Annotated in this window: 21 protein-coding genes; 5 read left to right on the top strand and 16 right to left on the bottom strand. The window is 60.1% G+C overall.

All coding sequences use genetic code 11. The features are described 5' to 3' along the window. Positions 1 to 25: 25 nt before the first annotated feature. Together ACEN8R_RS06375 and ACEN8R_RS06370 are read left to right on the top strand one after the other, a co-directional pair. Positions 26 to 1042, top strand: coding sequence for an alpha/beta hydrolase (locus ACEN8R_RS06375; protein WP_018925560.1), 1017 nt, complete (start codon positions 26 to 28; stop codon positions 1040 to 1042). A 63-nt stretch (positions 1043 to 1105) separates the two neighbouring features. Then, entirely contained in the window at positions 1106 to 2533 is a 1428-nt protein-coding gene (locus tag ACEN8R_RS06370; protein WP_495624648.1) for a mechanosensitive ion channel domain-containing protein, read from the top strand. 64 nt (positions 2534 to 2597) lie between these two features. Here the strand turns inward: ACEN8R_RS06370 and ycaC are convergent, their stop codons facing one another. The 8 genes from ycaC to ACEN8R_RS06330 form a co-directional block, all read right to left on the bottom strand. Beyond that, positions 2598 to 3224 (bottom strand): isochorismate family cysteine hydrolase YcaC, encoded by a 627-nt coding sequence (gene ycaC / locus ACEN8R_RS06365; RefSeq protein ID WP_018925558.1) that lies wholly within the window; start codon positions 3222 to 3224, stop codon positions 2598 to 2600. Positions 3225 to 3291: 67 nt separating this feature from the next. Further along, a complete protein-coding gene (locus ACEN8R_RS06360; protein WP_018925557.1) occupies positions 3292 to 5130 on the bottom strand; it encodes an amidohydrolase in 1839 nt (612 codons plus the stop codon). 45 nt (positions 5131 to 5175) lie between these two features. Further along, positions 5176 to 5802 carry an antibiotic biosynthesis monooxygenase gene (locus ACEN8R_RS06355; RefSeq protein ID WP_018925556.1) on the bottom strand — a complete coding sequence of 209 codons (627 nt, stop codon included), beginning with the start codon at positions 5800 to 5802 and terminating at the stop codon, positions 5176 to 5178. Then, on the bottom strand, positions 5795 to 6211 hold the full coding sequence (locus ACEN8R_RS06350; RefSeq protein WP_064618759.1) for a DoxX family protein: 417 nt from the start codon (positions 6209 to 6211) through the stop codon (positions 5795 to 5797). The genes ACEN8R_RS06355 and ACEN8R_RS06350 overlap by 8 nt, the downstream gene beginning before the upstream one ends. Positions 6212 to 6457: 246 nt before the next feature. Continuing rightward, positions 6458 to 6826, bottom strand: a complete 369-nt coding sequence (locus ACEN8R_RS06345) for a DUF6124 family protein (RefSeq protein WP_018925554.1) — start codon at positions 6824 to 6826, stop codon at positions 6458 to 6460. Between the two features lie 386 nt (positions 6827 to 7212). Beyond that, positions 7213 to 8697, bottom strand: coding sequence for a hypothetical protein (locus ACEN8R_RS06340; RefSeq protein ID WP_495624647.1), 1485 nt, complete (start codon positions 8695 to 8697; stop codon positions 7213 to 7215). A 138-nt stretch (positions 8698 to 8835) separates the two neighbouring features. Beyond that, entirely contained in the window at positions 8836 to 9759 is a 924-nt protein-coding gene (locus ACEN8R_RS06335; RefSeq protein ID WP_111454050.1) for a LysR family transcriptional regulator, read from the bottom strand. 47 nt (positions 9760 to 9806) lie between these two features. Then, positions 9807 to 10802, bottom strand: a complete 996-nt coding sequence (locus ACEN8R_RS06330; RefSeq protein ID WP_495624646.1) for an MBL fold metallo-hydrolase — start codon at positions 10800 to 10802, stop codon at positions 9807 to 9809. Positions 10803 to 11081: 279 nt separating this feature from the next. Between ACEN8R_RS06330 and ACEN8R_RS06325 the strand changes: the two genes are divergently transcribed. Then, on the top strand, positions 11082 to 11546 hold the full coding sequence (locus ACEN8R_RS06325; RefSeq protein ID WP_086944974.1) for a helix-turn-helix domain-containing protein: 465 nt from the start codon (positions 11082 to 11084) through the stop codon (positions 11544 to 11546). 22 nt (positions 11547 to 11568) lie between these two features. Here the strand turns inward: ACEN8R_RS06325 and ACEN8R_RS06320 are convergent, their stop codons facing one another. Further along, on the bottom strand, positions 11569 to 12393 hold the full coding sequence (locus ACEN8R_RS06320) for an alpha/beta fold hydrolase (RefSeq protein WP_495624645.1): 825 nt from the start codon (positions 12391 to 12393) through the stop codon (positions 11569 to 11571). 32 nt (positions 12394 to 12425) lie between these two features. Next, positions 12426 to 13001, bottom strand: coding sequence for a flavodoxin family protein (locus ACEN8R_RS06315; protein ID WP_018925548.1), 576 nt, complete (start codon positions 12999 to 13001; stop codon positions 12426 to 12428). Between the two features lie 343 nt (positions 13002 to 13344). Here ACEN8R_RS06315 and ACEN8R_RS06310 point away from each other — a divergent pair, with 343 nt between their 5' ends. Next, complete coding sequence (locus ACEN8R_RS06310; protein WP_495624644.1) at positions 13345 to 16149, top strand: ATP-binding protein; 2805 nt, start codon at positions 13345 to 13347, stop codon at positions 16147 to 16149. Here the strand turns inward: ACEN8R_RS06310 and ACEN8R_RS06305 are convergent. Then, entirely contained in the window at positions 16114 to 17592 is a 1479-nt protein-coding gene (locus ACEN8R_RS06305) for an ATP-binding protein (RefSeq protein ID WP_018925546.1), read from the bottom strand. The genes ACEN8R_RS06310 and ACEN8R_RS06305 overlap by 36 nt on opposite strands. 184 nt (positions 17593 to 17776) lie before the next feature. Then, the gene (locus ACEN8R_RS06300) at positions 17777 to 18727 is read right to left on the bottom strand and encodes a GlxA family transcriptional regulator (RefSeq protein ID WP_018925545.1); all 951 of its coding nucleotides are present in this window, start codon (positions 18725 to 18727) and stop codon (positions 17777 to 17779) included. A 226-nt stretch (positions 18728 to 18953) separates the two neighbouring features. Here ACEN8R_RS06300 and ACEN8R_RS06295 point away from each other — a divergent pair, with 226 nt between their 5' ends. Continuing rightward, positions 18954 to 19676 (top strand): pirin family protein, encoded by a 723-nt coding sequence (locus tag ACEN8R_RS06295; protein ID WP_018925544.1) that lies wholly within the window; start codon positions 18954 to 18956, stop codon positions 19674 to 19676. Positions 19677 to 19847: 171 nt separating this feature from the next. On the opposite strand, the gene ACEN8R_RS06290 is transcribed toward ACEN8R_RS06295, so the two are convergent. The 4 genes from ACEN8R_RS06290 to ACEN8R_RS06275 all read right to left on the bottom strand — a co-directional run bounded on the left by ACEN8R_RS06290 (position 19848) and on the right by ACEN8R_RS06275 (position 22552). Continuing rightward, positions 19848 to 20666: a helix-turn-helix transcriptional regulator gene (locus ACEN8R_RS06290; protein ID WP_018925543.1), complete on the bottom strand. Its 819-nt coding sequence runs from the start codon at positions 20664 to 20666 to the stop codon at positions 19848 to 19850. A gap of 5 nt (positions 20667 to 20671) precedes the next feature. Beyond that, the gene (locus ACEN8R_RS06285) at positions 20672 to 21211 is read right to left on the bottom strand and encodes a kinase inhibitor (protein ID WP_026331779.1); all 540 of its coding nucleotides are present in this window, start codon (positions 21209 to 21211) and stop codon (positions 20672 to 20674) included. Between the two features lie 122 nt (positions 21212 to 21333). Beyond that, the gene (locus ACEN8R_RS06280) at positions 21334 to 21927 is read right to left on the bottom strand and encodes an NUDIX domain-containing protein (protein ID WP_018925541.1); all 594 of its coding nucleotides are present in this window, start codon (positions 21925 to 21927) and stop codon (positions 21334 to 21336) included. 187 nt (positions 21928 to 22114) lie between these two features. Continuing rightward, positions 22115 to 22552, bottom strand: a complete 438-nt coding sequence (locus tag ACEN8R_RS06275; protein ID WP_018925540.1) for a hemerythrin domain-containing protein — start codon at positions 22550 to 22552, stop codon at positions 22115 to 22117. Positions 22553 to 22640: the final 88 nt, after the last annotated feature.

Raw genomic sequence — 22640 nt, 5'->3', positions numbered from 1 at the left:
CAAACGATTTAAAAAGGATTTGCACATGAACATCAAGAAAACCCTCGCCACTTCCGTTCTCGCCCTGTCCATCGGCAACGCATTCGCCGCTGGCAGCCCCGGTGTCGAACACAACACCCAGGCCTTCCTCGATGCCCTCGCCGCCGGCGGTGGCAAACCGCTGGAACAACTGAGCCCGAAAGACGCCCGCGCGGTGCTGACCGGTGCCCAGGCTTCGGTGAAGGTAGATCTGTCGGGTGTTGAAGTCAGCGACAAGGCGATCAAGGTCGACGGCCAGACCATCAACCTGAAAGTGGTGCGTCCGGCCAAGGTCAAGGGCGAGTTGCCGGTGTTCATGTTCTTCCACGGTGGCGGCTGGGTATTGGGCGACTTCCCGACTCACCAACGCCTGATCCGTGACCTGGTGGTGGGCTCCGGCGCAGTCGCGGTATACGTCGACTACACGCCGTCGCCCGAAGCGCACTACCCGACCGCCATCAACCAGGCCTACACCGCGACCAAATGGGTGGCCGAGCATGGCAAAGAGATCGGTGTCGACGGCAAGCGACTGGCGGTGGCCGGCAACAGCGTCGGCGGCAACATGGCGGCAGTCGTGGCGCTGATGGCCAAGGAACAGAAAACCCCTGCCCTGCGCTTCCAGCTGTTGATGTGGCCGGTGACCAACGCACAGTTCGACGACGGCTCGTACCAGCAATTCGCCGAAGGGCACTTCCTCACCAAAGGGATGATGCAGTGGTTCTGGGACAACTACACCACCAACCCGGCCGAGCGTGCGCAGATCCATGCCTCGCCGCTGAATGCCAGCGCCGAACAACTCAAGGGCCTGCCTGCGGCACTGGTGCAGACCGCCGAATTCGACGTGCTGCGTGACGAAGGCGAAGGCTACGCCCGCCACCTCGATGCGGCCGGTGTGCCGGTGACCTCGGTGCGCTACAACGGGATGATTCATGATTTTGGCCTGCTCAATCCGCTGAATCAGATTCCGGAAGTCAAAGCGGCGGTACGTCAGGCCGCAGCTGAGCTCAAGACGCATCTGAACTAAGCCCAACCTCTCGCCACACCTCAGGGTGTGGCGAGTTTTTTTGTGCCCGCTGGAGTGCAATCCATGAGCCTTTTCTCTGCCCACCTGTTGCCTTGGAGCGCCCTGCTGCTGGTGCTCGACGCCCTGCTCTGGCACCTCGTCCCGTTCAAGCATCGCGCGCCAAAGGTCGGTGTGCGGCTGGTGCTGTTTCTGGCGTTCAGCGCGCTGATTATCAACGCTGGCGTCAGCCCGTTGCAGACACCGTTGGTTGCCGATGACCAGGTGGCGCAACTCGGTGCAACGGCGCTGGGGATTATCTGGTGGTTGTACACCGCACGAGTGCTCACCGAGGTGTTCGGTCTGGTGCTGATGCGTCGCATAGGTCACAGCGGCCGTTTGCTGCAGGACGTAATCGGTGCGCTGGTGTTTCTGGCCTCTATCGTCGCGGCCGCCGGTTATGTGCTGGATCTGCCGGTCAAGGGTCTGCTGGCGACTTCCGGCGTGTTCGCCATCGTGGTCGGTCTGGCGTTGCAGAGTACGTTGGCTGACGTGTTCTCCGGCATTGTGCTCAACACCACCAAACCCTATCAGGTGGACGACTTTGTGGTGATCGATGGCGTCGAAGGCAAAGTGCTGGACATCAACTGGCGCGCCACGCACCTGTTGAGCAGCGCCGGCACGATGGCCGTGGTGCCGAACTCGGTGGCGGCCAAGGCCAAGATCGTCAACCTCAGCCGCCCGAACAACCTGCACGGGGTGTCGATCAGCATCAAGGTGGCGAACCACATCCGCCCACGCCGGGTGCTCGACGCCCTCGACCGCACGCTGCAAGGCAGCAGCAGTCTGTTGCTGTCGCCCGCACCAAAAGCGGTGCTCAAAGAGGCTGGCGAAGAGATGTCCGAATACGTGGCCAGCGGTTTCATCGCCGAGCTGGGCAAGAAAAGCGACGTGCGCAATCAACTGTTCGACCTCGCCCATCGCCATCTGGAAGCGGCCGGCATCTCGCGGCACCCCGACGGCGTGATCGAACCCTCGACCCGCGCCCGCGCACTGCTCGATGAAGTGAAGATTTTCCGCTCGCTGAGCCATGAGGAACGCGACCGCCTCGCCGAATCGATGGTCGCGCAACAATACGCCGCCGGCGAGGTGGTGCTGGATCTGGCTGAAGTGCCGGACAGCCTGTTCGTGATCGCCACCGGCGTCGTCAGCGCCAGCGTGCCGGACGGCAATGGTTTCACCGAGGCCGGTCGCATGGGGCCGAGCGAAGTCATGGGCGAACAGAGCATCCTGGCCGATACGCCGTCACAGGCGACGTTCACCGCGCTGACATCTTCGATCATCTACCGTCTGGACAAGAACCTGACCCGCCAGTGCATGGAACAGCGCAGCGAAGTGGGCCGGGCGTTGAACAAGTTGCAGGCGGTGCGCCAGCAAAACAGTCGGCTGGCGTTGATGGCCAAACCGGTGCCGATCAGGAAAGGTGGGTTTCTGGGATGGTTGCAGAAGCGCTGATGCAGAGGACATTCGAGCAGTACAAAAAAATGCCCGCACATCGCGGGCATTTTTCTTCAACGCCTTACTTGGCAGTGAACTTGGTGTAGCTGTTGATCAGGTTGCGGTAGTTCGGCAGACGCTGGGACAACAGGTTGGCCAGGCCTTCCATGTCGTTGCGCCAGTCGCCTTGCAGCTCGCAGGCCACGGCGAACCAGTTCAGCAGGTGTGCACCCGCCGCCGACATGCGTGCCCACGCCGCTTGTTGCACGGTGGTGTTGAAGGTGCCGGAAGAGTCGGTTACCACGAATACTTCAAAGCCTTCGGCAATGGCCGACAGGGTCGGGAACGCCACGCAGACGTCAGTCACCACACCCGCGATGATCAGTTGCTTGCGACCGGTGGCCTTGATGGCTTTGACGAAGTCTTCGTTGTCCCAGGCGTTGATCTGGCCTGGACGCTGAATGAACGGCGCGTCCGGGAATTGCTCGCGCAGTTCAGGCACGATCGGGCCGTTCGGGCCTGCGTCGAAACTGGTGGTGAGGATGGTCGGCAGGTTGAAGAACTTGGCGATGTCGCCCAGGGCCAGCACGTTGTTCTTGAATTCGTTGGGCGAGAAATCCTGCACCAGAGAGATCAGGCCGGTCTGGTGATCGACCAGCAGCATAACGGCGTCATCTTTGTTCAGACGTTTGTAAGGAACGTTGCTCATGTGAAACTCCTCGGAGGGTGATGAGTGAAGCGTCGACCACACATGGCCGACGCTTTTGTTGCAAGACTCAGAACGCGAAGCAGGAACAGCCGAAGGCGCCCCAGAAACCGGCGAAGTCACTCACCGGCACGTTCGACATACGGGCCTTCTCATGGCTGTGGGTATGCACGGCGCACGGGCCGCTGCACTGGTGCACCTGCGCCTGCATCGGCGCGTTCGGCCGCCAGTGTCCCGGAACCTTCGCCACCGGCGACCAGTCCGGCAGCACCGGCAGGCTGACAGGCCCGAGTTTTTCGAAGTCGCCGGCGGCGTACACCACCTTGCCGCCGACCACGGTCAATACCGACTCGATCCACTTGATCGCTTCTTCCTCGACGCTGAAGAAGTCCGCGCTCAGTGCTACCAGGTCCGCCAGTTGCCCGACCTTGATCTGGCCTTTCTTGCCTTGTTCCGACGAGAACCAGGCGCTGCCGTGGGTGAACAGTTCCAGTGCAGTGGTGCGCGGCAAACCTTCCTCATACAGCGCCAGACCACCGACGGTACGGCCGCTGACCATCCAGTACAGCGAGGTCCATGGATTGTAGCTGGACACTCGCGTGGCATCGGTGCCGGCGCCGACCGGTACACCCTCGGCCAGCATGCGCTTGATCGGTGGCGTAGATTCGGCCGCCTGCTTGCCGTAGCGGTCGACAAAATATTCACCCTGGAACGCCATGCGGTCCTGGATCGCAATGCCACCGCCCAGCGCCCTTACCCGCTCGATGTTCTGTGGGGTGATGGTTTCAGCGTGGTCGAAGAACCATGGCAGGCCGTTGAACGGAATGTCGCGGTTGACCTTCTCGAACACGTCGAGCATGCGGCTGATCGATTCGTTGTAAGTGGCGTGCAAACGGAACGGCCAGCGCTGTTCCACCAGGTGGCGAACCACCGGCTCCAGCTCCTGCTCCATGGTCTGCGGCAGGTCCGGACGCGGTTCGAGGAAGTCCTCGAAGTCCGCCGCCGAGAACACCAGCATCTCGCCGGCGCCGTTGTGCCGCAGGTAGTCGTCGCCCTGGTGCAACTTGACGCTGCCAGTCCAGTTCTGGAAATCGGTCAGCTCTTCTTTCGGCTTCTGGGTAAACAGGTTGTAGGCGATACGCACGGTCAGTTGATCATCTTTCGCCAACTGCTCGATCACCTGGTAATCGTCCGGGTAATTCTGGAAACCACCGCCGGCATCGATCGCGCTGGTCAGGCCGAGGCGGTTGAGCTCACGCATGAACTGGCGGGTCGAGTTGACCTGATACTCAAGCGGTAGCTTCGGCCCCTTGGCCAGGGTCGAGTACAGGATCATCGCGTTCGGCCTTGCGACCAACATGCCGGTCGGATTGCCGTTGGCATCACGCACGATTTCGCCACCCGGCGGGTTCGGCGTGTCGCGGGTGTAACCGGCAACCCGCAATGCAGCGCGGTTGAGCAAGGCGCGGTCGTACAAATGCAGCACGAACACCGGGGTGTCTGGTGCCGCCTGGTTGAGCTCTTCCAGGGTCGGCATGCGCTTCTCGGCAAACTGGAATTCGTTCCAGCCACCGACTACCCGTACCCATTGCGGCGTCGGTGTGCGGTCGGCTTGCTCCTTGAGCATGCGCAACGCATCAGCCAGGGACGGCACGCCTTCCCAGCGCAGTTCGAGGTTGTAGTTCAAACCGCCACGGATCAGGTGCAGGTGCGAGTCGTTGAGGCCTGGGATGACACAGCGACCCTTGAGGTCGATCACCTGGGTGCCCGAGCCGCGCAGGGCCATGGCTTCGGCGTCGGTGCCGACCGCGACGAAGCGGCCGCCCTTGATCGCCACGGCGCTGGCGAGGGGCTTTTCGCGGTCTACGGTATGAAATTGACCATTGAACAGAATCAGATCGGCGTTCATCGCAGTTCCTTCGTCATCAGTGAAATGAAGCAAAAAAGCGCCGGCTCAGCGCGGCGAATTTGCGTTGGATTCGAGGTGCTCCCGTGGCTGACTGGCCGTCAGCCACGGCGCAAACAAGCGAGTCGCGGCCGGCATGCACACGTACACCACCGACACCACGATGGTCAGGGTGATCAGGAACGTGGCGACCAGGTAGTTGGAGAGAAAAGCGTTGAGTTTGAGCAGCGGCCCCCAGAGCAGCGGCACCAGCAAGGTGTGCGGCAGAATCACCAGCAACGACACCACGGCCTGCTTCCAGCGCGGTGGCGGCGAAGCAGCATCGGCCAGCGGCGCGAACCAGAATTCGTTGACCGGGTTGACCTCGGTCTGGTCGCCGTCGGCCAGCATCGGCGCGGCTTCATCGATCAACGACTGACGTTGCGGCGAATCGAGCCAGTGCTGCATGGCCTCGGTGGAGCAAAAGCGCAGCACGCAGGTGAACATGTCCAGGCCCGCGTTCTTGCCGCGGATCACGTCCACGCCCAGATGCCCTTCCGTGCGCCCCGCTACGCTGACGATGTTGCGCAGCCAGGCTTCATAGGCTGCTTCGAAACCGGCCTTGACCCGGTGCTTGACGATCAGCGTCACGATCTCATCGGACCCCGGCGCTTTTTGAGTTTGGGCTTCAGACATAACGGAGCACTCCGGGCAAACGAACATTGAGCGCCAGCCGTCCAGGCCCGGCGATAAACACAGAGGTGAAGATGATCAACAACAGCCAGCCGAACTGCCCTTCGGCCACACTCCATTGCGGGTGCACGACCAGCAGCGCCACCAGCAGCACAAACAGAATAGGCAAGCACGCCAGACGCGCCAGAACACCAGCGACAATCAGCAGCGGGCACAGCACTTCGGCGAAAATCGCCAGGCTGAGGGTGAGGTGGGCACCGAGGTGGAACGGGTCTTCGATCAGTTGCAGTTGCGCACTGAAGTCCAGCAGCTTGGGCAAGCCGTGAACCCACAGCAGAAACAGACCACCGCTGACCCGCAGAAACAGCAGCCCGACATCCCGCGCCTGTTCATCCCTTTGCGAAGCGTTCATGACTCACCCCTGTTCAATCATTGGATTGAATAGTGCCGCCAAGGGGTAGGGAAAAATTGAATGTACGTGCTCTCTTTGTACCGCGGGAATTGTGGCGAGGGAGCTTGCTCCCGCTGGGCTGCGAAGCAGCCCCAAAACCATTCGACCCAATTGCATCAGGTAGACCGCATGTACAGGGTTTACGACTGCTGCGCAGCCGAGCGGGAGCAAGCTCCCTCGCCACAGGGGTCAGCGTTTGACCTCAGGTCATAGGACCGGGTTGGCCTTCAGCTCCAGACTGTCCAGCGCCCGATTCACCGCCAGCTCGCCGAACATGATGAGCTGCGCGACGCCCAGTATCGTATTGCGCTGCGGCCCCTCCAGAAATCCGGCGCAGTCACTGGCGATCACCTTGGCCGAGGCAAAGGACTCGCAGGCATTGGTCAGCAGCTCTTCGATGTTGATGTCCGGGGCGACGGTGTAAATCGTGCTCGGTTTGCGTGGGGGCTTGGTGTCGGACGGTTTGAGGTAGTGATCGAGGGCGCGTTCGGCGGCTTCGTTGAGTTTTTTGGGATCGAGGGGATCGTAGGGGGAAACGTCGTCGGTTTCTGGTGGGTTAGGTGTGGCTTTGAACATGGTGAATCTCCTTTGGAAAATAGCACCACCAAAACCTGTCGCTAAACAAGTAAGAGTGGCGACTGTATGCAGGTTAGCGAACCGGTCAAAGGCACCCGGTAGACCCGAGGGTCTCCCGCATACAGCCACCATAACGTAATTGCAGACGTCAAAAGTCGGCAATAAAGTCTGGAGCACTGATGCACTTTGATAGTCCGAGTCGCTAAACCCGATCGCTGATTGGCAGCGATACGGAAACGATAAAGACCAGGCCCAAAGCGCACAAGCCGGCGGATTCTGGCGCAGCCGTAGGCAACGGCGCAAGGATCTGTAGCTTTCAGGAAGTAACGATCAACACCTTTAAACACTGCACGTCGAATACCAAAACCCTCCAGCCCCGCCTCTGGTCAACGAGTGTCTATGACAGTGTATTCCCGCACTTCGAAATCCGTCCTGGCCGCCGAACCAGGCACCTGATCCGTACACACCGAGAACACGATAGACAATATGCTCCCGGGCCTGAGCGCCAGCAAATAGAAGGCCGGTATGATCGTGCTGTAGCCACCAGACGTAACCCATGCTCGATGAACCGCGTTGCGCGTGTCCGTCCAAATGGGCAAATTGTGCTCGGCGCCGCTGGCATTGCGCCCCATCAACATCAACGACAATCGTTGTCCGATCGCAATATGTAGCCAGATACCAAACACCAGCGTCCCTCCGACAATGACATCCTTCAGATCAAGCTCGGTTGTACCCTTCGCTTCGGCAATCATCGGGGAAACGAGCGAGTCCTTCGGGATAGGCAGAACATGTAACGGCCAGGGCAATGAAGTGACTGGATCCGATGAACCACGCCTGTAGGTGAACGAGATATCCGCCGCCTTACCGATGCTGAAAGCCACCAATGGAACGGGCAACGTAATGTCCATGGGCATGGTGCCCACCGGGACAGGGATTGTGGTTCGCGAACCCGCCGCCGGCGTGCCTGGCTCGGCAGTCCAGTTCACGCTGACCAGGTCGTTAGACTCACTGGCGTAATTCAAGACAGCGGTCAAATGTGTGATCGCGTCAACCGGGTTCAAATTGGCGTTATCTGGCGCTTCCTTGATCGTCACTTCCCGGCTTACCACTGCACCTGTCAGGACGATGTAGTTTCGATGGGCAAACGGCTGGGCAAGGGACTCATCCGGGCTCCCTTGCAGCCCCACCATCAACTTCAGGGTCAATACGCTGCGGTCCTTGAGCTCGTGCAGGGCAATGGCGGAGTGGCTTCGCTCGTAAAAACCGATACGGATGAATTCGTCAGTGATGACATTGCTCGGCGCACTCCAGTACCTCATACGGAAATCGCTGCCGTCGGCGTTCTTGCCCTCAAGCCACAACCAAAGGAATTGACCCCGAGCGCTCAAGGGCCACGCGTTGATACGCAGGGTAATGTCGGTCAGGCCATTGATGTCCAGTATCGGACCTTCCCCGGACTGTTCTGCCTGGGTGATGAAGGGACGAGGCAAATCGCGTTGCGCCAGAGGCAGCACGTACACGACCTGTGGCTCTGAAGTCACGGGTGCAGCGGTGCCGCGAATGATGGTGTAAGTCACCGTCACCGTCTGGCTCAGATTGAAGAGTACTAGCGAAACCGGGATTCGAATCACCAGCGGCCGAGTGTTACCGGCGTTGATGAAAGCCGTAGTGAGAGAGCCGTTTGCTCCGGAGCCCGGTGCACCTGTCCAGGCCACACTCACCTGGTCGGTGGGCTGCAACGTCGGATCGGTCACCTCGATCGTGAGGGTATTCCTCACGTCCACCGGATTGAGGAGGGACTGATTGGCGCTTTCCTCGATGACAGGAGGCGGTGGGCTGCCGGCGTTCACTGTGGCGGTAGCGATGTTCATTGTTCTGTCCCTGTGCATGATCGATCCGGCCCCCGAAAGAGCATTGAATGAATCACACACCGACGCGCGGGCACGCGCTACTGTCAGAACTTATAGGTGTGCGGCTGTTTCGGACGAACGGCGCGGCGCGGTTTCGCCTTACACAGCCGGAATATCCAGCGAGGCCGACATGAACTGGCTGATCCGCGACCGCAGCCATTTCTCGGCAGGATCGTTGTCATGCACCCCGCTCCAGGCCATCGACAGTTGCGCCGCATCAATGGGAAACGGCGGATCTTCGGCGCGCAAGGCACAGCCCTCCACCAACGCGCACGCGGCATAGTCTGGGACAGTGGCAATCATTTCCGTGCCAGCGAGCAACGCGCGCAAACCACTGAATTGCGGTACGCCGAGCACCACGCGGCGGGTGCGGCCGACCTTGGCCAAATCGACGTCGATGTTGCCGCTCAAGTCGCCGGAGAACGACACCATGGCATGCGGGCGGGAGCAGTATTCGTCCAGCGTCAGCGGCCCCGGTCTGCTGTCTCCGCGCAGGACTTTGCAGGGAATGTCGCGCAGTTTTTTGCGTTTGGCATTGGCCGGCAGATCCGTGGTGTAACTCACCCCCACCGAGATTTCCCCCGACGCCAGCAACGTCGGCATCAACAGATAATTGGCACGGCGTACCACAACCACGATCCCCGGTGCCTCTTCCTGCAACTGGCGCAGCAACGGCGGAAACAGCCCGAACTCGGCGTCGTCCGACAGCCCGATACGAAACACATCGCAGCTGCTGGCCGGGTCGAATTCCTTGGCCCGGCTGACCGCCCCCGAGATGGTGTCCATCGCTGGTTGCAGCTCCTTGAGAATCGCCAGCGCCCGCGCCGTCGGTTCCATGCCGCGACCGTTGCGCAGCAACAACGGATCGTCGAACAAATCACGCAACCGGCCCAGCGCGGCGCTCACCGCCGGTTGGCCCATGAACAGTTTTTCGGCGACTCGGGTCAGGTTCTTTTCGAACATCAGCGCTTCGAAAATCACCAGCAGGTTCATGTCGACACGGCGCAGATCGTTACGGTTCATGGGCACGGTTCCCTTTTGTGTTCAGCCAGGCGCAAGTGTGTCGGACTTTACTCGATCATCGGCACTTTCGCCGCTCGTTTGTAAGGCCCGTACTCGATCGGTACCCACTGGAAATGCTTGTCCACCGCGGTGATATGGCCGACACCCGGAAACGGCAAATGCGCCGCCGTGACCCAGATCTTGCTGGCCGCCGCATCGCTGAACACCTTGGCGCGGCTCTTGATCGCCTGCTGATTATCGACGTCGAAACGGATCGACACCTCGGGATGCTCGAACTGCACCGCCAGGTTATGCACCAGATCGCCCATGAACAAAATACTCTGACCCTGGGAGTTGAACCGATACGTGGTACTGCCCGGTGTGTGCCCGGCCTCCAGCTCGGCATCGACAACGCCCGGCACTGGCGACTGCCCGGCAGTAAAGGTTTTGAAACGGCCCGCCGCGATATACGGCGCGGTTGAGTCCTGGGCGATCTTGAAGAATTCCCTGGCACCGGCCGGTGCCTTGGCCATGACCTGGGGATCAAGCCAGTAATCGGCTTCTGCCTTGGCCGCGTACACCGTTGCGTTGGCGAACACGGGCTTTTGCTGCCCATCCACCAACCCGCACACATGATCCAGATGCAGGTGAGTGAGCAGGATGGTATCGACCTGTTCCGGCTGGTAACCGGCGGCTTTCATGTTCGCCGACAGTTGGCCCGCCGTGGCACCGATGCACTGCCCTGCTCCGGTATCCACCAGAATCAATTGTTTGCCGGTATTCACCAGAAACGCATTGAACGCGGTTTGCACCCCCGGCGTTTCAATCGAACGACGAGCCAGCAACGCGCGGATCTGGTCTTGGGTCAGCCCCTCGAGCAGTTTGGGCGACAGGTCGTTGTAGCCATCGAACAACGCCGTCACCTCGTAGTCGCCCACCGCGAGCCGGTAGTAACCGGGCACCTGAGTGTTCACCTGAGCCGGTGCCTGGGCCAGGCTGATGCCAGACATCAGCGCCAATGCCAGGCCAAGTCCGCCAAGCGTGCAAACGCGGGAATGCTTCATGAGATCACCCTTGATCGAGCCAGAAAAAGCGGCCCAGTCCAGGCCGCTACACGTCGCCCATCTTGCATGACCGTGCATCGGTGCGAATTGCAGTGATGTGCTCAGTTGGCGCATTTTCACCCTTAAGCCTGACTGCGGAATTAACAACGTTTAACTCGCAAGCCAAAGTCCTCGCGGCCAAGAATGAAGCCTTCTGCGCAGACTTGTTTTTCAGACAAGGGAACGTGCTGACCCACCGTGCAGTGCATCCGCGCGCGCCCATCGACACGGACATTGGCCATGGCTCTCATTCAGCAAAACGCGATCAAGGCGTGTGCCATTGAAACGCAAAAGAAAACCACGGGGGGCCTTAGCCCCTGGCGCGAAACTCTGGTCAAGCAACTGATCCTCGACCACCTCGACGACACCCTGGAAGTGACCGAACTGGCACGGGTCTGTGCCCTGTCGCGCAGTCATTTTTCCCGTGCGTTCAAATGCAGCACCGGTGTTTCGCCGCAGGACTGGATCCGACAGCAACGCATTGCCCGAGCCAAACAATTGATCCAGAACACCGACCTGACCCTGACGCAAATCAGCCTGGAATGTGGCTTCTGCGACCAGGCGCATTTCTCCCATATCTTCACCCGCAGCGAAGGCATCACACCGTTTGCCTGGCGCTGCCGTGCCATGCGTACTCTTCCCTCTCACAACAGCAAAAGATCGCAGCCTTCGCCAGCGCCTACAGGTGCTCACATGTCCCTGTAGGCGCCGGCGCCTTTGATTTTGATCAGCCCTTGATGAACGCCAGCAGATCTTCGTTGAGTTGATCCTTGTGGGTATCGGTCAGGCCGTGTGGAGCTCCCGGATAGACTTTCAATGTGGAGCCCTTGACCAGTTTTGCCGAGGCGATGCCCGAGGCTTCAATCGGCACCACCTGATCGTCGTCGCCATGCACCACGAGGGTCGGCACGTCGAACTTCTTCAGGTCTTCGGTGAAGTCGGTTTCAGAGAACGCCTTGATGCACTCGTACGCATTCTTGTGGCCGGAAGCCATGCCCTGCAGCCAGAACCAGTCGATCATGCCTTGCGAAGGTTTGGCACCCGGCCGGTTGAAACCGAAGAACGGACCGCTGGCCAGATCCTTGTACAACTGCGAACGGTCGACCAAAGACGCCTGACGAATACCGTCGAACACTTCCATTGGCAGGCCACCCGGGTTGGCCTCGGTCTTGAGCATCTGCGGCGGCACCGATGAAATCAGCCCGGCCTTGGCCACGCGTCCAGTACCGTAGCGACCGATGTAGCGCGCCACTTCGCCACCGCCAGTGGAGAAACCGAACAACACAGCGTTTTGCAGATCCAGATGCTCGATCAACTGCGCCAGGTCATCGGCGTAAGTATCCATTTCGTTGCCGAACCATGGCTGGCTCGAACGACCGTGACCACGGCGGTCATGGGCGATGACCCGGTAGCCTTTGGAGGCCAGGAAGATCATCTGCGACTCCCAACTGTCGGCGTTCAACGGCCAACCGTGGCTGAAGACGATCGGCTGACCGGTGCCCCAGTCCTTGTAGTAAATCTCGGTGCCGTCTCGGGTAGTAAAGGTGCTCATTACGACTCTCCTGATGCATGGGTTTACGACGATTAACAAGAGGTTTGAGCCAGGCGTTCGGCCAGGCGCGCCACCCGCTCGCCCAAATGTGCGGCGGTGCGGCGGTCTTCCAGGGGCGGAGCAAATTCGGGGGATTGTTCGACGTTCGATTGGGCCATCGCCCCCAGCGAACTGCCGAGCCGGTTCAACTGCCCGTCGAACAGGCCGAGGCTGCTGCGCGCCGGCAGCAGATCGAGGCCGACCCAGATCATCGAGTGCTGGGCGGCGAACACCGCCATCTGCAGCAAGGTATTGAGCTTGTCGCCACACAGGCATCCGGAGTTGGTAAACCCGGCAGCGAGCTTGTCGCGCCAGGGCTGGGCCAGGTAGAACGAGGCGGTGGCCTCCATGAAACCCTTGAAGGCTGCCGAGGCGCTGCCCATGTAGGTGGGGGCGCCGAAGATGATTGCATCGGCACGGTGCAAGCGCTCCCAGTGGTCGTCCACTTCCTCCACCGGAATCAGCCGACAGGTGCTGCCCAAGTGTCGTTCCACCCCCAGGCCCACGGCTTCGGCCATGACCCGGGTGTGCCCGTAACCACTGTGATAGACCACCACCACGTTGCTCATTCCGGCTCCTCCAGAAGGGTTCGTCCTTTTTGCGGCACGCTTTTTGTTGCACTTTCTGTTGCAAAAAGGCCGATACCTTCGGCTACTTGAAGAAATGGATTTTTGAGCGTAGACCGGATCGGTACGAGTTAAACGTTGTTAATTTTCTGCCGTACACCCATGGCCCCGGCGTGCCGTTCACCAGCGCTGAGTCCAATAAACACGGGGCCGCCGGGCACCGACGGCAAGGCCGCAGCCGTTGCACCTGCTGCCGGGATGTATGACGCCACGTTGCGCTACCGAAAAAACCTTAGGAATATGCCTGGATACCGCGCGATAGACGGATGCAAGCAGGAGTGACCCGTTGACCCTTACCCCCGAACAGGCCATCCATTTCGGCCCCTACCGGATCTACCCTGGCCAACGCCTGGTGATGGAGGCCGACCAGCCCCTGCGCCTGGGCAGGCAAGCCATGGACATTCTGTTGATGTTGCTGGAGCACGCAGGCCAGGTGGTGAGCAAGCAGCAACTGATCGCGCGGGTCTGGCCCAAAAGCGTAGTGGAAGACACCAACCTGCGCGTGCACATGGCGGCACTGCGCAAAGCCCTCGGTGACGGTCAGGCCGGCCAGCGTTACATCGTCACCGTCGCCCAGCGCGGCTACAGTTTTGTCGCGCCGTTTTCCCTGGAGTCCATCGAACAACATCCCCAAAACGACGCCAATGAACCGGGCGGCCATAACCTGCCGGTGCGCCGGACTCGCATGATCGGCCGTCAGGCCCTGGTCGACAGACTGCTGGCGCAACTCTCACAGCAACGTTTCATCACCCTCGTGGGCCCCGGCGGGATCGGCAAGACGACCGTGGCGCTGCGCGTCGCCGAGCAACTGATCGGTCGCTATCGAGACGGCATTCGCCTGGTGGACCTGGCACCGATCAACTGCCCTTTGATGATCGGCGCGCACCTGGCGACAGCGCTGGGCTTGCCGTTGCATGACGCCGACCCCATGAACGGGCTCGCCACATGCTTGCGCGAACGGCAGATGCTGCTGGTCATCGACAACTGCGAACACCTGATCGATGCCATTGCGTTGCTCAGCGAAAGCATCCTGCGCGCGGCGCCCCAAGTGCACATTCTGGCTACCAGTCGCGAAAGCCTGCGGGCCGAAGGCGAATACGTGCAGCGCCTGGAATCACTGGACTGCCCGCCGCCCATCGCCGTGCTCGACCGCGCTCAGGCCCTGACGTTTTCGGCGCTGCAATTGTTTGTCGAGCGGGCGATGGCCAGCCACGACAGCTTCGAACTGAGCGAAGCCGATCTGCCGCTGGCGATTGAAATCTGCCGACGTCTGGACGGCATTCCGTTGGCGATCGAACTGGCAGCGGCGCAGGTCGGCAACCTGGGTTTGAGCGGCTTGCTGTCGCAACTGCAAGACAGCTTTCGCCTGCTCGCCCAAGGCTGCCCGACCACCATGGGCCGCCATCAGACCCTGCGCGCCACGCTGGACTGGAGCTTCGAACTGCTCAATGCCTGCGAGCAGACGTGCCTGCGCCGACTGGGGATATTCCGGGGCGCTTTTACCCTGGAATCGGCGGCTGCCGTGATTGTCGGCCAGTACGTCGAGCCCGATGTGGTGTTTGCCTCGATTACCCAATTGGTGGCCAAGTCATTGCTGAACGTGGAAGTCGGCGATGAAGAAGTGTTCTACCGTCTGCTCGACACCACACGTGGCTATGCGCTGGAAAAACTCGACCAGGCCCAAGAGCTGGCGGACACCCGAGAGCGCCACGCCGAATGCTGCCTGGCCTTGATGCAGCAGGCACAAAGTGAATGGGAACACACCCAGAGCGAGCGCTGGACCGAGCGTTACGCCCGCAGCCTGGACGACATTCGTGCAGTCCTGGATTGGGGCTTGAACGCTCAAGGGCCGCGGGCCTTGGCCATCCGTCTCGCCGCGACCTCGGCACCGCTCTGGCAAGAGCTGTCGCTGCTCAAGGAATACGGCGCGTACGTGCGCAAAGCCTTGGCGTTGCTCGAAGCGACGCACCAGCCCTGTCCGCGTTTGACCATGAACCTCAAGCTTGCCCTCGGCAGTTCCTGCTACCACACCCAGGGCAATAGCACCGAAGCCGTCGAAGCCTTCGTCAGCGCCAAACACCTGGCCGAACACTGCAACGATATGGCCGGTCAGCTCAAAGCGATTTCCGGGCACCTGGCGGTTGATCTCAGTTGCGGCAACTACCAACTGGCCCTGGAGCAGAGCCGACAATTCGAGCGGTTGAGGCCGCACGACGACGCGATGACGGCCCTCAGCACCCAACGCTTGCGGGTCCTGGCCCTGCATTTTGCCGGGGATCAGGCACTGGCGCGGGAGAATGCCGAACAGGTCATTCAACGTCTGGCCCAGAGCGGCCAGCTCAACCGCTTCACCCATGGCTTTGGCGTGCAATACGACCAGAGCGTGGCGGCCCTGACGATTCTGGCGCGCATTCTCTGGCTGCAAGGGCTCCCGGAAAAAGCCTGGCATACCGCACGACAGGCGCTCGACATCGCGATGCAAATCAATCATGGCACGTCCATCTGCTACACCCTGGCGCTGTCCGGTTGCCTGATCGCGCACTACAACGGCAACACACCGGTCGCCCGCGAGCTCCTGGCCTTGCTGCTTGAGCAGGCGAAGAAACACTCGGTGTTGCTGTTCTACACCTGGGCTAAACATTACGCGCAGGTGATCGACGGAACTGATGCGCCCTCATCCCCGCGAACGGACACCGGGTTGGTCAAGGAAATCATGGTCACTCTGGGCAGCCGTTTCATCGATGATGCGTTGCTGGAGCGGGCCGAAAACGGCGCGGCGGGCTGGAGCACGGCAGAAATTCTGCGGGCTCGGGCCGACGCGTTACTGGCGCAGGATTGCCCGAGCAGTGCTGACGCGGCCGAGGCGGTGCTGCTCAAGGCTTTAGCCGTGGCAAAAACCCAGGGAGCGCTGGCCTGGGAACTGCGCAGTGCGACATCGCTGGCCCAGTTGTGGCAGCGTCAGGGCCACTTCCGGCAAGCCCATGAGCTGCTGGCGCCGATTTACCAGCGCTTCACCGAAGGCTTCGCCACACCGGACCTGATCAAAGTCCGGCGGTTACTCGACGAGTTGCAGCGCGACCTGCCCGACTGATCTCCCGTGGGCCCGGCTGATGTAGCGCTCATAACGCAGTTCGAAGGCACGCAAGTAACCGCTGTTTTCGAGTTTCTCCAGGGCGTAGGTGCGCGTGGTATTGAGGAAACGGTAGCGCGTCACGCCGCTGCCCTGCTCCACCGACAGCAGCGATTTATTCGCCAGACTCTCCACCACGTTAACCAGGCTTGCGGGCAGCAACATCGCGCCACTGACCACGCCAATCGCTGCGTCCAGGGTGAACGCCATCTTGAACACCGCCAGCCGCTGCAACACGATCTGTTCCAACGGGCTCAGCCGTTCATAGCTCCAGTCCAGTGCGGCTTTGAGATTCTGATGCCGTGGCACGGCGGTGCGTCGACCTTGGCTCAACAGCTGAAAACAGTTGCCCAGTTGCGCTTGCAACCCCACCAGCGCCAATGCATCGATCTGCGCCGCCGCCAGCTCAATGGCCAGGGGCAAGCCATCCAGCCGACGACAGATTTCACGCACAGCCTTCAGATCCTGTTGGCGCAAGGCAAACCCTTGCTGACGGGCTCGGGCGCGGCTGACCAACAGCTGCACCGCTGAATACCCCATGGCCTCGTCCACGCTATAAATCACCGAGGCTGGCGGCACCGTCAGGGGCGGTAACCGCAGCAGCGTTTCCCCCGCTGCTCGCAGCGGTTCGCGACTGGTGGCGAGGATCGACAGTCGAGGTGCCGAGGCCAACAGATCGTCCACCACTGTCCTGCAACGTTCGAGCAGGTGTTCGCAGTTGTCGAGCACCACCAAGGCATGCCGTTGCGCCAACGCGTTTGCGCCAACGTCTAGTTCCAGGGTGCGCGACAGATGATCGACAAGCTGCGATGGGTCATCGATGGCCGACAGGTCAACCATCCAGACACCATCCCGATAGTGCTGCAACAGCAACTCGGCCACGCGCAACGCCACGGTGGTCTTGCCGATGCCCGCAGGGCCGATCAGGGTCATGAAGCGTCGAACCGGCAACTGCCGGACCACGCTGCCGACGATCGAGTCGCGACCGGTCACCGGTGTGAGCCGCGCAGGCAAGTTGTGTTGAGGCTTGTGCACGGTTTCGACCAGCACCGGCGTGCCCGCCCGATCGTGCTGCACCGGGGCGATGAAGCTATAACCGCGCTGGGGAATATTAACGATATAAGGCTGCCCGTTCGGCCCATCGCCGAGCGCTCGACGCAGAGCGGCAATGTGGACGCGCAAGTTGATTTCCTCGACCACCGAGGTCGGCCATACGTGGGCAATCAGCGCCTCTTTGCTGACCACCGCACCAGCGTGCTCAACCAGCACCTGCAAAATGTCCAGGGCTCGCCCGCCCATGCGCAGCGGCCGATCACCGTCCAGGATCAACCGCTGATGCAAGTGGAATGCGTAGGGTCCGAACCGCAGCACCGTGTCACTGTTTATCTCTCTGAGGTTGTTCATGCACGTTCATATGCTGAAAACCTGGCTCGGCTCAAGGAACTGCAAGCTCCATCGATCCCGCCCATCCAGGCTCCGCACCTCCCAAAAAAGAGTTCACGGGTATCTTGGCAGGCATGGGTGACGGTACAACGGCCATGGGAGGAGCGTCACGGTCATCGCGGTGCGCACGACGGACAACAGCGCGTTAACTGAACTGCTCGCGGTACTGGGTGGGGGTCAGGCCGAGCTTTTCACTGAAAAGAAATCGCATGTGCCGCACGCTGCCGAAGCCACTTTTATAGGCTACGGTCTTGAGCGGCAGCTCGCTGGTTTCCAACAGATTCCTGGCGTGATCGATGCGCGCGCTTTGTAGAAACTCCATCGGCGTCATATTCACTTCCCGGGTGAAAACCCTGGCGAAGTGCCGCGCACTCATGTTCACCAGACTGGCCATACGCTCGATACCGAACGCTTCGTCGAGGTGTTCGAGCACATGGTTCTGAACCCGGGTGACTGGCGTTTCCTGGGGGCCCACCGCGGCCATCAACGGACTGAACTGCGCCTGCCCGCCTTGGCGCTTCATCACCACCAGCAGCACTTTGGCCACATCCTGGGCGACTTTCTTGCCGTGGTCCTGGGCAACCACCGCCAGCGCCAGGTCGATACCGGCGGTGACACCGCCGGAAGTGATGAGGTTGCGGTCCTGCACGAAAATCTGATCGGTCTCGACGACAGCCTTGGGGAAGCCTTTGATCAGTCGTTCGGTGTAATGCCAGTGAGTGGTCACGCGAAAGCCGTCCAGCAATCCGGCATGCCCGAGCACGAACGCGCCGGTGCAGATCGACCCGTATCGGTCAGCACGGCTGATGGCTCCCCGAAGCCAGTCGAGCAGCGGCGGATACTTTTCGTTGTAGGCCCCCGGCCCGCCTGGCACCAGCAACAGGTCATAGTGCTCGTTAGCCTGATCGATGTGCAGATCCGCCAGTACGCTCACGCCGTTGGAGGCCCGCAATGCGCCCTGCACGGTGCCGATGGTCAACAGCTCGTATCGGTCCGCCGGTTGCAGATAACGATTGGCGATGGAAAACACTTCCATGGGGCCGGCCATGTCGAGCAGGAGAAAGTCTGGGAACAACACCATTGCCACGGTTTTCATGGGTTCAAGGTCACTAATAGAGAACTGTTCAATACCATTGCGCCGCCCACGGGTCTGGCGCCCGACATTATGGCCACATGTAACAACAAGCATACATGAACCTGTTCACACAACTGTCAACCTGAACGAGACAGTATTTCAATTTTCATCTACTTACTGCACTTTAGGGTAAACATTAACCTTCTCCTCACTCGGACGAATTCACGTCCTGACAGGAGATTTCATCATGCTGACCCTTCGCAAAGCTTCGGATCGCGGTGCGGCCAATCACGGTTGGTTGAAGTCGTTCCATACCTTTTCCTTTGCCAACTACCGCAACCCACGGGAACAGGGCTTTTCCGACCTGTTGGTGATCAACGACGACCGCGTAGCCGCAGGCAAAGGCTTTGGACAGCACCCTCATCGCGACATGGAGATTTTCTCCTACGTGCTCGAAGGCGCGCTGGAACACAAGGACACGCTGGGCACCGGTTCGGTGATCCGCCCTGGCGACGTGCAACTGATGAGTGCCGGCAGTGGCGTGGCGCACAGTGAATACAACCACTCATCGACACGCCCGGTGCACTTCCTGCAAATCTGGATCGTGCCTGACGTCAGCGGCGCCAAACCGCGTTATCAGCAAGAGCATTTCAGCACCCAGAAAAAACGCGGCCGCTTGCAGTTGATCATCTCCCCCGATGGGGCCAAGGGCTCGTTGAAAGTCCGGCAGGATGCGCGAGTGTATGCCGGCCTGATCGACGGCAAGGAAAGCGCCACGCTGGAACTGGCTGCCGATCGCTACGCCTATGTGCATGTGGCGCGGGGCAGTGTCGAGCTGAACGGCCTGCAGCTGCAGGAAGGCGACGGCGTACGGGTTCGCAAAGAACAGGTGCTGACCTTGAGCAATGGCGTGGATGCCGAGGTGCTGGTGTTTGATTTACGGCCGCAGGAATTGCCGGAAATGCCGTGATCCCATTGTTCAACGCCCGCAAAAAAACGGCCTGATCAAGGCCGTTTTTTGGCCGCGACAAAAATCCTGTAGGAGCGAGGCTTGCCCGCGAAGAACGATGACGTGTAATACCTGAAAAACCGCGGCGCATTCTTCGCGGGCAAGCCTCGCTCCTACAGGCCACAGGAATATCTAAATCGCCGCCCGCAATTCCCGTGGCGACAGGCCGTAATGTGAGCGAAAGCGCACGGCAAAACGTGAGGCCGAGGCGTAGCCGCTGGCACCGGCAATTTCACCGATGGGCCGGGAAGTGGTTTGCAACCATTGCAACGCGGTCGCCAGTCGAACGCTTTCCAGAATATTCCTGAAGCTGCTCCCCTCATTGGCCAGTTGGCGACGCAACGTCGATTCACCGAGATTCAGGTGTTGAGCGACGCTCGCAACCGTCCAGTCGCTCTCAGGGCTGCCCATCAGCAACTGCTGCACACGTTCGCACAATGGATCATTGCGATCCGTCAGCAGCGGTCCGGCCTGGCCATTGAGGCCCAGGCTGAGCAGAACCGCTTCCCCATAGTGGGTGCGCAATGCATCCGGCGCGTTCGCATTGATGGCGGCCAATAACTGATCCCATGCCTGCGTCGTGTGCCTGTCCAGGGGAACGCACAGATCTGTCTTCGGGGCACGGTGACCACTCATGATCTGCCGGCCATATCGGCTGCTGAAGTTGCGCAGTGTCGAACCGGGAAAGGTCACGACATCAGCGATGTAGTGACCGTGAAGACCGGGGAAGTTCGAGATACCAAGCTCACGCCCGGCCGGCAACAGAATCAGATGTTGCGGCCCTGCGCGCATCTCCCGGTCATCCCATTGCAACAGCTTTTCCCCCTGCCGCACTCGACACAAGGTGGTCGCGAAGATCGGCACCCGTTGCAAGGTATGAGGCTGCCGCGCCCGGATGACACACGCATCGATAATGTTTTCCCGGTGCTGGATGCCGTCACAAGGGCGCATCGTTCTTAACGTCCGTAAGTTGAAGTGATGGTCGCTTTGGCCAAGGCGTTGGCATTGAGCATATAGCCCACCAAGGCTCCGCTGGCCTGGCTGTCGAGTGGCAGCTTATCGACTTTCAACGCCCATACGGTGAATTGATAGCGATGGGGCTTATCTCCCACAGGAGGGCACGCTCCGCCAAATCCCGGTTGGCCATAATCGGTTCGTCCTTGTACGGCACCGGCAGGCAGGTTCGAACCGACCCCGCTTGGCAGACTTTTGGTTGAAGCCGGTAAGTTGACCACCGTCCAATGCCACCAGCCGCTGCCGGTCGGCGCATCAGGGTCATAGACCGTGATTGCGTAACTTTTAGTCTCCGCCGGGGCGTTGGACCAGGACAGTTGCGGAGACGTATTTCCCCCTTCACAACCGAAACCCTGGAATACCTCGCGACTGGTCAGCGGGCGATTTTCAGCAATATCCTGGCTCGTCAGCGAGAAGTCGGCTGCGTGCCCAGTGAGGACGACCCCCATGGACAAAGCGGATAGGATAATTCGGATGTTCATCGTGACCTCATCGGTGTCTTGGCGTGAAGCACGAGTCTAGAGAGAGCAAAGGCTGATTACTGTGCCGAAACGCTCGACCATTGTGCCTGAACGCTCTCTCGATCCAGGCACACCCCGCCGACTCAGACCGGTCCGAAAATGTCCTTCATCGCCGCATACTGCAGCAGCATGATGGTCTTGGCATCGCAGATCTCCCCGCGATAAAACGCCTCAAGGGCGTCGTCGAATTTCCACTCCAGCACTTCCAGTTCTTCGGTTTCGTCTTCCAGCCCACCGCCCTCGCTGACTTTCGAAGAGGCGTCGTACTCGGCAATAAAGAAATGCAGTTTCTCCGTGACCGAACCGGGGCTCATGTAGGACTCGAACACCTTCTGCACATGGTGGACGCGATAGCCGGTTTCTTCCTCAGCTTCAGCGCGAATGCGCTCTTCAGGCGCAGCGCCTTCCAGCAGCCCCGCCGCCACTTCAATCAACAAACCATCATGGCCGTTGACGAACACCGGCAACCGGAACTGGCGAGTCAGCACGACGGTTTTCTTCTCGCGGTTGAACAGCAGGATCGCCGCGCCGTTGCCACGGTCGTAGACCTCGCGGCTCTGGCGCTGCCAGTCGCCGTTGTTGCGCAGGTAATCGAACGTGATTTTCTTCAGCAGATACCAGTTGTGGGACAACACCTGGGACTCGATGATGTTGACCCGCTCGGCTGTGTTCGACATGACAATCCATCCCTATTTTCGTCAGAAGACGTCCATGTTAGGCGAAAACAGAAAAGCCCGGCATGGTTGCCGGGCTTCTTTTTTTCTAACGCTCTGTCCAATCCTTCAGAACGGATTCAGAGGGTCGGTGTTACTTGAAATCCAATTGGCCTACACGCCAAAGCAACAAATGATTGTGTGCTTCAGGTCAGGGCAACTGCGCTTTATATTCTTTCTGGTATTGCCCGGCGAGTGATTCCTTTTGCTTGTTGTCGAGCAGTTTTCCGGCCATTTGAAAGAACTTCTGCTCTTCCTCTTTCAGGTGGTGATGGACCTTTTCCGAGAGCTTTTTGGCAGTGATCAGCCAAGCGGCGCTGGACATCTCAGTCTCGTCCAGTTCCTCCATCATTTCGTCCATTTCATGGTGTTCGGAAATGGCGTGGCGACTCAGGTCCATGCCATTGTCGAATGCCATCAACGGGATGTAGAAATGGCGTTCTTCGGCCGTTGCGTGGGCGTGCAGTTCGGCTTTGAGCTGTTTGTAAGCCTCTAGCCGTTCCGGGGTGTCGCCGTGGGTCTTGATCAGGGCGACGGCATAGCTACGCTGGCGATCATGGCTTTCGCGCAAGGCTTCAAAGATATCCACGGGCGGTCCTCATGGGTGCATTGCGAATGACATTATTGAGGCTAGACCTCCCGGCGCACCTGGGAGTTCCAAACAAACTGCGATCGCG

The organism is Pseudomonas sp. Pseusp15 (assembly GCF_059492165.1).
The sequence above is the reverse complement of the archived record's forward strand: the minus strand, read 5'-3'. Positions and strand labels throughout refer to the sequence as shown.